This is a genomic window from Silvibacterium bohemicum, from assembly GCF_001006305.1.
GTDB classification, from domain to species: Bacteria; Acidobacteriota; Terriglobia; order Terriglobales; family Acidobacteriaceae; genus Silvibacterium; species Silvibacterium bohemicum.
On sequence record NZ_LBHJ01000014.1, the window covers coordinates 74,562 to 87,430 of the forward strand.

The 12,869-nt window shown below is 59.3% G+C and carries 10 protein-coding genes; 7 read left to right on the forward strand and 3 right to left on the reverse strand.

The genetic code is table 11. The features are described from left to right. Window positions 1-157 precede the first annotated feature (157 nt). Window positions 158-1,207: a GTPase ObgE gene (gene obgE / locus XX99_RS20305; protein WP_050061247.1), complete on the reverse strand. Its 1,050-nt coding sequence runs from the start codon at window positions 1,205-1,207 to the stop codon at window positions 158-160. Window positions 1,208-1,434: 227 nt separating this feature from the next. Between obgE and XX99_RS20310 the strand changes: the two genes are divergently transcribed. From XX99_RS20310 to XX99_RS20320, 4 genes are all read left to right on the forward strand, one after another. After that, window positions 1,435-4,977: a TonB-dependent receptor gene (locus XX99_RS20310; protein ID WP_050061248.1), complete on the forward strand. Its 3,543-nt coding sequence runs from the start codon at window positions 1,435-1,437 to the stop codon at window positions 4,975-4,977. A 241-nt stretch (window positions 4,978-5,218) separates the two neighbouring features. Further along, on the forward strand, window positions 5,219-5,383 hold the full coding sequence (locus XX99_RS27395; RefSeq protein ID WP_156186105.1) for a hypothetical protein: 165 nt from the start codon (window positions 5,219-5,221) through the stop codon (window positions 5,381-5,383). A 79-nt stretch (window positions 5,384-5,462) separates the two neighbouring features. Continuing rightward, window positions 5,463-7,442 carry a tRNA uridine-5-carboxymethylaminomethyl(34) synthesis enzyme MnmG gene (gene mnmG / locus XX99_RS20315; RefSeq protein WP_050061249.1) on the forward strand — a complete coding sequence of 660 codons (1,980 nt, stop codon included), beginning with the start codon at window positions 5,463-5,465 and terminating at the stop codon, window positions 7,440-7,442. 244 nt (window positions 7,443-7,686) lie between these two features. After that, on the forward strand, window positions 7,687-7,974 hold the full coding sequence (locus XX99_RS20320) for a hypothetical protein (RefSeq protein ID WP_050061250.1): 288 nt from the start codon (window positions 7,687-7,689) through the stop codon (window positions 7,972-7,974). 94 nt (window positions 7,975-8,068) lie between these two features. Here the strand turns inward: XX99_RS20320 and XX99_RS20325 are convergent, their stop codons facing one another. Then, window positions 8,069-9,790, reverse strand: coding sequence for an alkaline phosphatase family protein (locus XX99_RS20325; RefSeq protein ID WP_050061251.1), 1,722 nt, complete (start codon window positions 9,788-9,790; stop codon window positions 8,069-8,071). Between the two features lie 104 nt (window positions 9,791-9,894). Then, window positions 9,895-10,404 (reverse strand): MerR family transcriptional regulator, encoded by a 510-nt coding sequence (locus XX99_RS20330; RefSeq protein ID WP_231581531.1) that lies wholly within the window; start codon window positions 10,402-10,404, stop codon window positions 9,895-9,897. Window positions 10,405-10,658: 254 nt separating this feature from the next. Between XX99_RS20330 and XX99_RS20335 the strand changes: the two genes are divergently transcribed. The 3 genes from XX99_RS20335 (at window position 10,659) to pyrR (ending at window position 12,843) form a co-directional block, all read left to right on the forward strand. Beyond that, window positions 10,659-11,261: a hypothetical protein gene (locus tag XX99_RS20335; RefSeq protein WP_156186106.1), complete on the forward strand. Its 603-nt coding sequence runs from the start codon at window positions 10,659-10,661 to the stop codon at window positions 11,259-11,261. A 168-nt stretch (window positions 11,262-11,429) separates the two neighbouring features. Continuing rightward, on the forward strand, window positions 11,430-12,098 hold the full coding sequence (locus XX99_RS20340; protein ID WP_050061254.1) for a zinc-ribbon domain-containing protein: 669 nt from the start codon (window positions 11,430-11,432) through the stop codon (window positions 12,096-12,098). 175 nt (window positions 12,099-12,273) lie between these two features. Further along, on the forward strand, window positions 12,274-12,843 hold the full coding sequence (gene pyrR, locus XX99_RS20345; RefSeq protein ID WP_050061405.1) for a bifunctional pyr operon transcriptional regulator/uracil phosphoribosyltransferase PyrR: 570 nt from the start codon (window positions 12,274-12,276) through the stop codon (window positions 12,841-12,843). The last annotated feature ends 26 nt before the right edge of the window (window positions 12,844-12,869 follow it).

Genomic DNA, 12,869 nt, shown 5'->3' on the forward strand with positions numbered 1-12,869 from the left:
TCCTCGCCTGTTTTTTTCAATTGGCGTGAGACGCGCCTGCCCCTGACCGTGGCATCCGCCTGGTTTTGGCCGGTTTAGGGATGAAAGAGATGGAGAAACGGAGCGGCCGAGCGTCAAGCGAAGTCGCATGACGCTGGCCTTTGGATGCTTGTTGCCGTTAGTGGGCGGGGGCTTCCAGGGCGACCTCGGCAGTCGTCTCCCGCAGCTCGTGGACGCGTTCCCCGATGGCGTATTTCAACGCTTCGATGCCGGCTCCGGTGACAGCGGAAATCTCGTAAAAGGGAAGTTTCTTCCGCTTGGCCATAGCCTTAAGCTTCTTTAGCTTGTCGGGATTGGCCGCATCGGTCTTCGAGGCTACAACGATCATCGGCTTCTCGGCGAGGCCGTGGCCGAAGCTGGCGAGCTCACTCACGATCACCTTGAAGTCCTCGACGGCATCGGTCCTGCCGCTCGCGTCCGAAACGTCCACCAGATGCACCAGCAGGCGGGTGCGCTCGATGTGCCGCAGGAACTGCACTCCGAGGCCTGCGCCAAGGTGCGCGCCTTCGATGAGGCCGGGGATATCCGCGACCACGAAGCTTTGCTCGTGCGGAGCCTCGCCGATCGAGACCACTCCGAGATTCGGCTGCAGCGTGGTGAACGGATAATCGGCGATCTTGGGCTTGGCCGCCGAGATGCGAGAGATCAGCGTCGACTTTCCGGCATTCGGATAGCCCACCAGGCCGACATCGGCCAGGACTTTGAGCTCAAGGCGATAATTCCGCTCTTCACCCGGCTTGCCGAGCTCGTGTTCGCGTGGAGCCTGATGCGTCGACGTGGCGAAGTGCTGATTGCCGCGTCCTCCGCGCCCCGCCTTGGCAACGACGATGCGTTCGTCGGGATGCGCGAAGTCGTGCACCAGCTCGCCGGTATCGGCGTCATAGAGCAAGGTGCCAACCGGCACCTTGAGGATGACGTCTTTGCCTTCGCGGCCGCTGCAGTTGGAGCCCATGCCGTGCTCGCCGCGCTCCCCCTTGTGCTCCGGATTGAACCGGAAGTACATCAATGTGTTGTGGCGCTGTGTCGATTCCATGATCACATCGCCGCCGTGGCCGCCGTCGCCGCCGGAGGGACCACCGCGAGGAACAAACTTCTCGCGGCGGAAGGCCATGCAGCCATTACCTCCGTCACCGGCCTTTACTCGAATTTTCGCTTCATCGATAAACATTTTGCTCTTCTAGTTTATCGAATCGCGTACTCTGCTCTCACCAATTCCAGGCAATTCCGGAAGATTCGGCACAGATCGTTCCCCGCGAGCTGTCCAAATGCTCTGCCGGCCTCGCGAAACGCGTGCCGGTGCTCGTATGCGGGCCTTTACCGGCGTCTGCGTGACCTTCCCTGTGCCATTTGCTGGCTCCGCTGAGACGATTGCCGAAGTTGGAGAAGAGGCTTGGCGTGAATGACCCCCATCGTATCTCGCGCTCGCACTGGTGCTCTTTTCTTCTGCTGATCTCCATCAGCATCCCCAGCCTTTCGCAGTCGGACACCGGCGGCTCCATTGCCGGCCTCGTCAAAGACGCCGGCGGCCGTCTCTTTCCTGCTCTGATCACGCTCCGAAATACGGCGAATGGCAGCGAGATACAAATGCTCAGCGACCACAAGGGAAATTTCCGCTTTGCAGAGGTGGCGCCGGGAAACTATGCGGTGCGCGTGAACGCACCGGGATTCGCGCCATGGAGGTCGAACAGCGTTGCTGTGGAGGTCGGCCGTGTGACGCTGATGACGGTGAAGCTGGAGATGGCCGTGACGCACCGGCTGGTGAAGACGGAAACGCAGCTCCCGCAGGATGATTCGTCGCCTGCAGTGAGCAGCAACATCGATCAGCAACAGGTGGAGAACCTTCCCACCAGCAACCGGCAGTGGTCGAGCCTGGTGGCATTGGCCAGCGGAGTGGCACCAGACAGCAGCAGCGACAACGCCTTGAGTTTTCGCGGACTGAGTCCGCTGATGAACAGCATCGCGCTGGATGGAGCCGAGAACAATCTCGCCTTTCACGCTCGGGAGCGCGGCTCGGGCGGCAATGGCTACGCGACCAGCCAGATGGCGGTAAGCGAGTTTCAGGTGAATTCGTCGAATTTTTCCGCCGAGTACGGGCGCGCCGCGGGCGGCGAGATCAACACCATCACCAAGAGCGGGGCCAACCGGCTGCATGGACAGGCGGCATTCTACGACCGCGACGCGGCCTGGGGATCTGAGAATGCCTTCAGCAAAATTCTTCAGGCAGAGCCGGCCGGAACCACAACGACTTCGAGCGGGCAGCCGGTGCTTTACCTCAACGGCAAGCCGGTCACCTATGTGGAGTCTCCTTACAAGGCGCCCGATCAGCGATTGCAGTGGGGAGCATCCGCAGGCGGTCCCATTCGCCACGACAAGCTGTTCTGGTTCTTCGCATACGACCAGCATGAGCGCAACTTCCCGGCAGTTGCACGGGCCAATGAGCCGCAGGTGTTTTTTGCCGCTCCATCGGGACAGACCCTGCAAACCCTCGGCGCGCGCATCGCGAGCAGTCAGAACCCCATTGTGTCGACTTGCCGCGGGACTGTCGCGCCTGGAGACGAGACTGGCCTCGCCTCTTGCGCGTACGACACGGTGCTGCACGAGTTGAGTGGAATTTTAGGCAGCGTGCCGCGGACGACGCACCAGACGATTCTGTTTCCCAAGATCGAGTGGCGGCCAAACAACCGCATCCACTTCATCGCGCAGTACAACCGTATGAGGAGAACTGCGACCAACGGCGTACTCAATGGCGCAACTGAAACCGATGGCGTGGGAAGCTTCGGCAACAGCATGTCGAGCGAGGATGCGGCGATCGCGCGATGGGAGTATTTCGTAACGCCGAATCTGCTCAACAACGCGCGTTACCAGTACAGCCGCGATGTATTGTCGCAGTCGGCTTCCGCAGCTACGAATTTCGAAAAGCAGTTTACTCAAAACAGCTATGGGCTCGCTCCACAGATCTCTGTCGACCGCAGCTCGGGCTTTACCTTCGGCACGTTAGGCACTCTGAATAAGCCGCAGTATCCAGCGGAGACACGCCAGCAGTTCGTCGACGCGATGACCTGGATTCATCACCGGCATGCGATCAAGTTTGGATATGACTACAACCATGTCGAGGATGCGATCAGCGGCTTGAACAATCAGAACGGCGCGTATTCGTACTCCAGCCTGCTTAACTTCGCCTCCGACATGCTGGCCCCGAATCGCTGCGATGGCACAACGACAGCTGTAGGGAGCTATCCGTGCTACTCGCATTTTGAGCAGGCAGTGGGGCCATCGATCTGGCAGTTTCAGACCGAAGACTACGCGGCGTTTGTGGCCGACGACTGGAAGATTGTTCGCCGTTTCACTTTGTCGCTGGGTGTTCGCTACGAATATGAAGACCTGCCCGACACCAATAAGGCGTTGGTCAATCCGGATATTCCGCGGACCGGTTTTCTGCCGCATGATCGCAATAACTTTGGACCGCGCGCCGGTTTCGCATGGGATTTCCTGGGCACTGGACGCACCATCCTGCGCGGCGGATACGGAATCTATTACGGACGAATTCCAAATGCAACGGTATTCAGCGCGCTCACTTCGACGGGCTCGGCTAAGTCCGCCCGCACTTATTACTTTCGTCCATTGGATGCCGGCGCGCTGCCCTTTCCGCATGTCTTCGCCAGCAATGAGGCACCGTATGTCAATCCCACTGCGACAGGACAGAATGCCGTTGGACCAAGCGCTGTTTATTTCGACAAGCGATTTCAGAATCCGCAGATCGATGAGGCCGAGCTGTCCCTACAACACGAGCTCTGGCATCGAATGGTGTTGACCGTCAGCTATATGGGATCGTTCGCACGCGAGCTGCCGCAATTCATCGACACGAATATCGATCGGAACGCTGTGGCGACACTCTTCTACAACCTCGATGATCCGGGCAGTCCGGGAAATCTTGGACCCCTCAAGAAGAACAGCGCGCAAAATGCCGAATTCACAACGCCCTATTATGCGATCAACCGCTTTTACTATCAGCGGCTCCATCCGAAGTACGGAGCGGTCACCGATATTCTTAGTGAGACAAATGCGGCGTATCACGCGGCGGTGATGCGACTGACGCATCGCACCGCGCATGGAATAACGATCAATGCCGGGTACACTTACTCGCACGCAATCGACGACAACCAGAACGAGTCGACCTTTGCCGACCATAACGATGTCTACGATCCTGCAGATTTGAGGTTGGAGCATGGCACGTCGAACTTCGATGTGCGCCAGCGTGTATCCGGCGGAATCATTGCGCATGAGCCGTGGCGGTTGCGCGGGCTGGCGGGCAGGATGTTCAACGGATTTACGCTCGCGGCGACGGGGGAGTGGCGCACAGGGCTTCCTTACACCATGCGGACGCTAGGTTCGATTCCTGCGCCATCCTGCTCTTACTATGATTGGCTGGCTGCGGGCGGCCCGAATGGCGGCCCAAACTGCCTGAAGGCAGTGACTCAACCGAATGGTGTGATCACCGACGGCAATGTCCCTATTTCCGGATTAGGCGCGAGCCTGAACGGCTCCGGCGGCGAAGATCTGATTGCGCCAGTGGGCCGCAATACCTTTCGCTATCCGGCTGTCGCCAATCTCGATGTGCGCTTTGCGAAGAGCACGCGGTTGAATGAGCGGCTGTCGCTGGAATTGATCGGAGAGGCTTTCAATCTGCTCAACCATCAAAATGTAACTGCCATTCAGACAATTGGATATCGGGTGACGAACGATCCCGCCCATGCGAACACGGCGACGTTGAGTTATCAAAGCGGAATGACGACGACTACGACGACAAACGCCACCGGCGGAACGGTCGAAGAGGCTGTGCCCAGCGCCACTGCAGCATTCGGTGGTGTCACCAACTCCAATAGCTCGTTCTTGTATCATCAGAGGCAGATACAGGCCGGCATCAAGTTCGTCTTTTAGTCAATTTCGGCACAAACTATGCAGCGGCAACGAATGACCCAAGCGTGAGGGCGCGTCAATGCTGCAGTGTCAAGCGATCGCGTACTAAAACGGGATGCTCTCGATTTACCTCCCAGTAAAAATCGTGTGCGAAAAGATCAGCCGGGTCTACTTGTGGGCGGGGGCTCGAATAGTTTTGTAGGCAGCTCTTCGCTCGAAGGAAAAGGCGTTTAACCTGGCCAACAGCCAGAACGTCACCACCGTGAATGCGAACGCCTACACCGTGAGCAATACAACCCTCAACGGCGCGAAGGTGAATGAGCTGCTGCCCTACTCCACGCCCTTCGGCCAGACAACGGCGACGGACAACAGCAACTTTGCTTACAACATCCGCCAACTGCAGTTGGGGCTTCGCCTGCAGTTCTAAAAATGCTTCGCCTGCACCATGAGCGGCGGCCTCGGCCGCCGCTCTTCTTTTTGGCCGACAAGCTAAAATAGAAGCTGGGATGGCTTTCACCGAACAGTACGATGTCGTGGTCGTGGGCGCGGGGCACGCCGGCTGCGAGGCTGCGATGGCTTCGGCGCGCATGGGCCTGCGCACCGCTCTGTTCACCCTGAACCTGGACCTGATCGCGCAGATGTCCTGCAATCCTGCGATCGGCGGCATCGCCAAAGGCCATCTGGTGCGCGAGGTCGACGCGCTGGGCGGCATCATGGGCGAAGTAGCGGATGCAGTAGGCATCCAGTTTCGCCTGCTGAATACTTCGCGCGGACCCGCTGTGTGGTCGCCGCGCGCGCAGTGCGATAAGCAGCAGTATCGCGTCAAGATGCGCGAGGTGCTGGAGTCGCAGCCGAACCTCTACATCAAGCAGGCCGAAGTCATCGATGTGATTCAGGGCACAGGGCACAAAGCCCAGGGCTCAGAAGATCAAGCCGTCATCACCGGTCTCAAGCTGCGCGATGGCCGGACCATCTACGCCAAAGCGACGATCATTACCACCGGAACATTTCTGAATGGCCTGATCCACTGCGGCGAGGAAAATTATCCTGCAGGACGCAGCGGCGAGCCGGCTGCGGTTTTGCTGGGCGAGGCGCTGAAGGGTCTCGGGCTGCGAGGCTGCCGTCTGAAGACGGGTACACCGCCGCGGCTGGATGGGCGCACCATCGACTGGAGCCGCTTTGAAGAGCAGCCGGGCGATGCCGATCCTACGCCGTTCAGCTTTCGCACGCGCGAAATTCCGCAGCGGCAGATCTCCTGCCACATCGCCTATACGACGCCGGAGACGCTGCGCATCATTCGCGAAAATGTTCTGCGCTCGCCCATGTATTCGGGGCAGATTCAGGCCACTGGCCCACGCTATTGCCCGTCCATCGAAGACAAGGTGGTGAAGTTTCCGGATAAGGAGCAACACCAATTTTTTCTCGAGCCGGAAGGGCTGAACACGCACGAGGTCTACGTGAACGGCATGTCGACCTCGCTGCCGATGGATGTGCAGGCTGAGATCGTCCGCTCGATTCCTGGCCTTGAAAAGGCCGAGATGCTGCGGCCGGGTTATGCAATCGAGTACGACGCAATCGATCCCACCGAGCTGGACCGTTCGCTGCGCGTGAAGAAGTTTCACGGGCTGTATCTGGCGGGACAGATCAATGGCACTTCAGGCTATGAAGAGGCCGCGTGCCAGGGCATCATGGCTGGGATCAATGCCGCACTGATGGTCCAAGGCCGCGCACCATTCACGCTCGACCGCACCGAGGCCTATACCGGCATTCTGATCGACGACCTGATCAGCAAGGGCACGAACGAGCCTTATCGCATGTTCACTTCGCGTGCCGAGTTCCGCCTGCACCTGCGCATCGATAACGCCGACCGGCGTATGACGCCGCATGGACGACGGCTGGGGCTTATCGGCGATGAAGCGTGGACGGAATACGAGGCCAAGCAGGCTCGCGCCGTGGCTCTCGAAAAACTGCTGGCGACGCGGAAGATAAATCCGGAACGGATTGCCTTGCTGCTGCCGGAGGCCGTTTCGCTGGGCAGCATTACCGGCCAATCATATGCGCAGATGCTGAAGCGTCCCGAGGTTACGATTGAAGCGATCTTCCCCTTGCTCCGCGAGGAGCTTGCAGCGTCGTCCGATGAGATTTTTTCCTCGTGGCTGGATAGAACGGCAGACGGCGGTTTGCCGGCGCAGATCCGTAACGAGATCAAGTCCGTGGAGACGGAGATCAAGTATTCGGGCTATCTCGATCAGCAGAAGAAGTCGATCGAGAAGCTGAAGAAGGCGGAAGAGCGCGCGATTCCCGCGTGGTTCGACTACGGTTCGGTGAGCGGACTCTCGCGCGAAATGCAGGAGAAGCTGGTGCGCGTACGGCCTGCGACCATCGGCCAGGCCAGCCGCATTCCCGGAGTTACTCCTGCGGCGCTAACGCTCGTCAATGTTTACATCGAGATACAAGGGAAGCGTCTGGCCGGAACCCGGCCCTGAAAATTCTCTCGCAGCAGCCACTGCTTGTATCCTTCTGAGATCCTTCTGGCCGGCAAGTAACTGACTTAGCTAAGTTATCGGTAATAGTCTGCGCTGATATCCACAGTACGTTGGGCAGGCTTTATTAAATTGCAAGTCCATCCCCCACATTGGTAGTGCATGGCGGCCGGAAATCGGCTGTAATAGATCAGGATTGGTGCACTCCCGCGGCAAATGCGGGTGGTGCGTTTGGTGGAGGCCGGGAATGACTTGGGATGTTTCGTTTACATGTGATATCTGCGGGAAAAAGAAAGGCGAAGCGAATCACTGGTGGATGGTGATCCTGGGCGATGTGCCGTGCTTTGAAGAAGGCCAGCCGAGCCTGCGCTTCACCCTGCTTCCCTGGAATGCGGGAGAGAGCCGCAACTCCGAGATGTATCACCTGTGCGGTCAGGGCTGCGCGATGAAGGCCATGGAGCGGTTTATGACCACCGGCACGATCGAAACCAACGATGGGATGGAGCACGAGATTCACGCCGGGTCGATGAGATAACTATTCCGACTTGTTGCGTGACATCTTTGCCAGGTTTTTAAACCGGCTGGCCCCGATTCGTGGCCAGCCGGTTTTCAGTTAAGGGCGGAAATTCCTACCAGCGATCCTTCGCGAGTTGCTCGTCCACCTCGGGCAATACCGCCGTGCCTTCCGCTCTCACCGCGTCCAGCGCTTTCGGATCGAGACCCAGCGCCTTGAGGATGGTCGGCGCGATCTGAGCGGTTGCTGTAGGAGAAGACACGGTCTGGGCTCTGAAGCGAGGGTGCTCGACAAACAGAACGACATTGGTGTCGTCATGTGCGAAGCCTCCGTGGTCTCCCAGAACGCTTGATCCTCCCACGTAGGTGACGCCGACGTTCGGGGTGACGATGATGTCGGGTGTGCGTGGATCCTCCCCGGGCCCGGTGCCTCCCACGTTGAAGTTAAGAGCCAGGGACGGACCGTAGTAAAGCTGACCCAGGCCGATGGCTGGTCCATTTTTCTCGAGCAGGCTCACGGCCGCGTCGACGCTTGCGCCCTTTTTCAACCAGAGCACTGAGACATCGTCTTCCGTAGCGCCGATCCCGGTGGGGTTTAGCGGCGATTCGGAAAACGGGATCGCACTTCCGAGCAGAGTAGCCGGTGTATTGGTGGTGTCCGCCTGATAGAGAGCGGGATCGATCGGCGACTCGCCATGCTTGGCGGTGACGATGATGAGCGTGTCGTCGTAGATGCCGCGATCCTTCAGGGCTCCGACGATGTCGCCGATGGAGGCGTCGACGAACTCGATCTCTTTGAGCAGCTCCCCGCCGGGCAGACCGGCAGCATTTTTGTAGCCGCCATTGCCGACACCGGGCTCGACCAGAATTTCACCCGCGTAGAGGGCCTGGAAATTCATGCCGAAGACGGTGGGTGTCTCGGCTGACGCGCCATTGTGGTTTTTTCCGGCGATCTGGTTGAGCAGAGCATTGACCCTTAGCGCGTCATAGCACTGGATGTTCTGAAAGCTGGCAGTCCAGGAAGAGGCGCCACTGGTATCGCGGATGGTGGCGCAGGAAGCGCCTTCGGAGGTCTTGACGCCGGGTAGCGCCACGACGGTGGAGTCTACTTCCGGCGCGTAGTAGTCGTTCAGCCCATTACCGCCAGGGCCGCTGACCATTGCGTAAGAGGGGTGCTTGTCGATCCAGGCCGTGTATCCGCCGGCTTTATGCACGACGCCAAAGATGGTGTTGGTGCGGACAAAATTCCAGGGATAGACAGGCGCGCATCCGTTTGCCGGGTCGCGTGACAGCTTTCTTCGGTCGATGGAGGCGATGCCGCCGTCGGTGAGCGAGGCGCCGGGCGCTCCGCCGTTCAGCTTGGTGTCGTCGATGTCGATGCCCTGATCGTTGTCGGTGGTGGTGCCGTCGGGGATGGCGTAAGGGGTGCAGGTTGCCGCGGCCAATCCGGTGCCGGTGGCGATTTCCGGGCCATCAAGCGAGCGATCGTAGGCTACGTCGTAGTAGAGGCCGGTCGACTTTGGAGAGCCCCCGGTGACGAGTGCGGCGATTCCAGGAAAAGAGTCGGAAGGCTTGGCGGACGAAGCGGCTAAGTAGTTGATCGCCGTATGGCCCAGGGAAGCCAGATTCGGGCAATATGGCTCGCCGCCATTCACGCCAGCGATGCCATGGCTGCAGTTGTAGAAATCGACCGCGTGCATGCCGTCGACGCTTATCAGCAGCACATGCTTGACCTGTTCCGAGCCTACCTCGTTGCCATTTGCTGCCATTGCGGCGTTTGCGGACGCCAGCGTCAATGCTGCCGCTGCCCCAAGCATTCCGAGCGTGAGTACCCTCATGTCAAACCTCCACGAGGAGTATCAGTCCCCGCAGTAATACGCTGGGGTTACTTTTCTATAAATTCTTTGCGAATCACCGGATGCTGCCGTTGGGATCAGGCAGGTTAGCGATCGAAGAGGCTGGGACCGCTTTCGCGCGGCGATCTGGGCTCGCGCTGGGGGGCCGTGGGACGGCCAGTCTTTGCAGGTGGTGCGGAGAGCATGCCGAGGATTTCTTTGAGCTCGGAGCGGAGTTTTGTCAGCTTGGCTTCCGTGGTTTTTTCGCTACCTTGCTTCAGAGGCAGCTCGGCTTGCGCCTTTTTTTTAGGCTCTTTGACTTCGGAGGCGAAAACCTGGCGCGCTCCGGAGATGGTGTATCCCTCGGAGTACAGAAGTCGCTTGATGCGCATCACCAGCTCTACATCCCGCTTGCGATAGAGACGCTGCCCGGTGCCGCTTTTGTTGATGCGCAGCTGCGGAAACTCCGACTCCCAGAAGCGCAGCACATAGGCTTCGATGCCGCACAGCTTGGCCACTTCTCCGATGCGGAAATAGAGCTTGTCGGGTATGGGGGATTCGGAATCGCCTTGCCGCGGGGACGCGTGTTTCGCCATCTGCACCTGGGTAGAGCTCAATCGGATATAGCTCGATCGTTGCAATCAAGAGACCGGCTTGCGGCAGCCCATGTCTCGTTTCCGACCAGCCGCTTTCTCCAAAGTATAGGCCAACGACAGATACATTCTGCAAGGGTTATGTGGAGACACGGAGGATTCGGCGGATATGGAGCCGGTCGGCTCGGAGCCGAATGCGCTGCGAAATGATTGGAACGGGTGAAGGCGGCTTGGCGTATCCTCGTGCAGAAGATTTTGCGGGGCAGGAGATTGGCGGAATGGGGAAACGTGGAATTGCAACGATTGCAGCCTTGGTTCTATTGGCCACAGCCGGCTGCCGGATTCAGGTGGATAAGAACGATGACGGCAAAGACAAGAATGTGAAGATCGATACGCCGCTAGGTGGGCTGCATGTCCGCACCGATAAGACAGCGGCTGCCGACGTTGGCCTGCCTGCTTATCCCGGCGCTCAAATAGCCGCCGATAAAGACGGAGACAAGGCCGCCGATGTGCACATGGGTTTCGGCGAGTGGCAGCTGCGCGTGAAGGTAGTGACGTACAAGACCTCCGATCCCCAGGACAAGGTGGTCGCCTTCTATCAGAAAGCACTTGGCCGGTATGGCGATGTGGTGGAATGCGAGGGCAACCACGCGGTGGGTAGTCCGACGGTCACGCATGAAGGCCTGGACTGCTCCGACGATAAGAGCAGCGCGCAGGTGAAGATCTCCGACGACGGGTCGATGACGTCGCTGAAGGCCGGTTCCAAGCGTCATCAGCACATTTTCGCGGTGCAGAAGAGCGATACCTCGGGCACGCGCTTTTCTCTGGTGGAGCTGCAGCTGCCGACGGGGCTCGACGAGAGTTCGAAAGACAGCAATTGAAACGGTCTTGCATGAGCAATTGAAACGCTCCCGCATTGAAGATCACCATCGACCTAAGACTGCCGCGTTAATTCCGCGGAACCGTCGAGGTTATTTTCGTTTTGTGGCGCTGGGACTGCCCTGGCTATGCGCATTGCGCTCCCGGGCGCGCTGAGATAGGGTCAAAGTGTGGACTCGATTTGCCATCGCTGCGGTACAGCCATCAATTCCTCGGAATTGTTCTGCCCGCATTGCGGTGCGCCTCAGCTACGCTATGAGCCTTCAGACGAAGTTACTCAGGCAGGCCCGCTTTCGAGCCAATCGATAGGCCGCGATCCCAGCACGGTTCTCTGGAAAGATGTCATCGCCTCGGCGGTGCTGGTAGCGATTCCGGTTGGCGTGCTTACTTCACTCCTGGATTTCGGTGCGTTGTGGGTTATCGGCGGTGGAATCGCGACGGTATCCATCTATCGCCGCCGGACCGGCCGTCCCCCGGCGAGCGGCACCGGCTGGCGCATCGGCGCTCTGCTGGGTGTGATGGCGGCTTTTGCAAGCACAGCCTTTGACGGCCTGACTTTGGTGGTGCAACGCTACTGGCTGCACGACGGCGGCGTGATCGATGGCCGTTTTCACCAGGTTGGGCAGCAGCTGACGGAACAACTGAGCCGTTCGAATCCCGAGGCGGCTGCGGTCATGCCCTGGTTCGTCCATTTCTGGCTTACTCCCGACGGAGCGGCGGCCATCGCCCTGATGGGAGCAGTGGGCTCGGCGATTGCGATGCTGTTGTTCTCCGCGGCTGGCGGCGCAATCGGCGCCAGGATCGCGTCGCTCGGCAACCGCGCCGAACGCAGCTCGTAACCTTTTTTCCGCTTCATTCCTGTTAGTTGCCCAGATAGGAACACCCTTGCCGGCATCCAAGCAGGCGGGGCCACTTTTCGTTCAGAGGACGATTTCCCACAGCCTGTTTGAGATCCCCGAAGCGGCGGACTTGCCCACCTGCCGCCAGGACCGTATCATCCGGCAAGAGCCATCTATGTCCGAAAATAAACCTGCACCTCAATTGCGAGAGAAGGGCCGAATCATGTCGGCCTCGGAGATCGAGCGCACACTCGTTCGTCTGGCTCACGAGATTATCGAAAAGAACGATGGCGCCGACAACCTGGGCCTGGTGGGGATCAAGCGCCGCGGCGTGCCCATTGCAGAACGCCTGGCGACGCTGATCGGCGGCATCGAGAAGCGCAAGATCGATACCGGCGTGCTCGACATCAGCTTCTATCGCGACGATCTATCCACCCATGGCACGCGGCCGGTGGTTACGCCGGGCTCTCTGGGTTTCGACGTGACGGACCGCAACGTAATCCTGATGGACGATGTGCTGTATACAGGACGCACCATTCGCGCCGCGCTCGATGCGCTCTTCGATCATGGCCGTCCGCGCCGCGTGCAGCTGCTGGTGCTGATCGATCGCGGTCATCGCGAGCTGCCGATCGAAGCCAGCTTCGTCGGGCGCAAGGTGCAGACCACGAGCCGCGAGATTATCGAAGTAAAGCTACGCGAGATCGACAACGACGAGCAGGTGATTCTCGTCGAACGCACGGATTAATTCGCGATGTGTTGTTGGGGCCGAAT

Excerpts from the sequence above, each read along its gene's own strand:
- XX99_RS20335 (WP_156186106.1), top strand. The coding sequence starts at position 10,659 with ATGGGGAAACGTGGAATTGCAACGATTGCAGCCTTGGTTCTATTGGCC.
- obgE (WP_050061247.1), bottom strand. The coding sequence starts at position 1,207 with ATGTTTATCGATGAAGCGAAAATTCGAGTAAAGGCCGGTGACGGAGGT.
- pyrR (WP_050061405.1), top strand. The coding sequence starts at position 12,274 with ATGTCCGAAAATAAACCTGCACCTCAATTGCGAGAGAAGGGCCGAATC.
- XX99_RS20320 (WP_050061250.1), top strand. The coding sequence starts at position 7,687 with ATGACTTGGGATGTTTCGTTTACATGTGATATCTGCGGGAAAAAGAAA.
- mnmG (WP_050061249.1), top strand. The coding sequence starts at position 5,463 with ATGGCTTTCACCGAACAGTACGATGTCGTGGTCGTGGGCGCGGGGCAC.
- XX99_RS20325 (WP_050061251.1), bottom strand. The coding sequence starts at position 9,790 with ATGAGGGTACTCACGCTCGGAATGCTTGGGGCAGCGGCAGCATTGACG.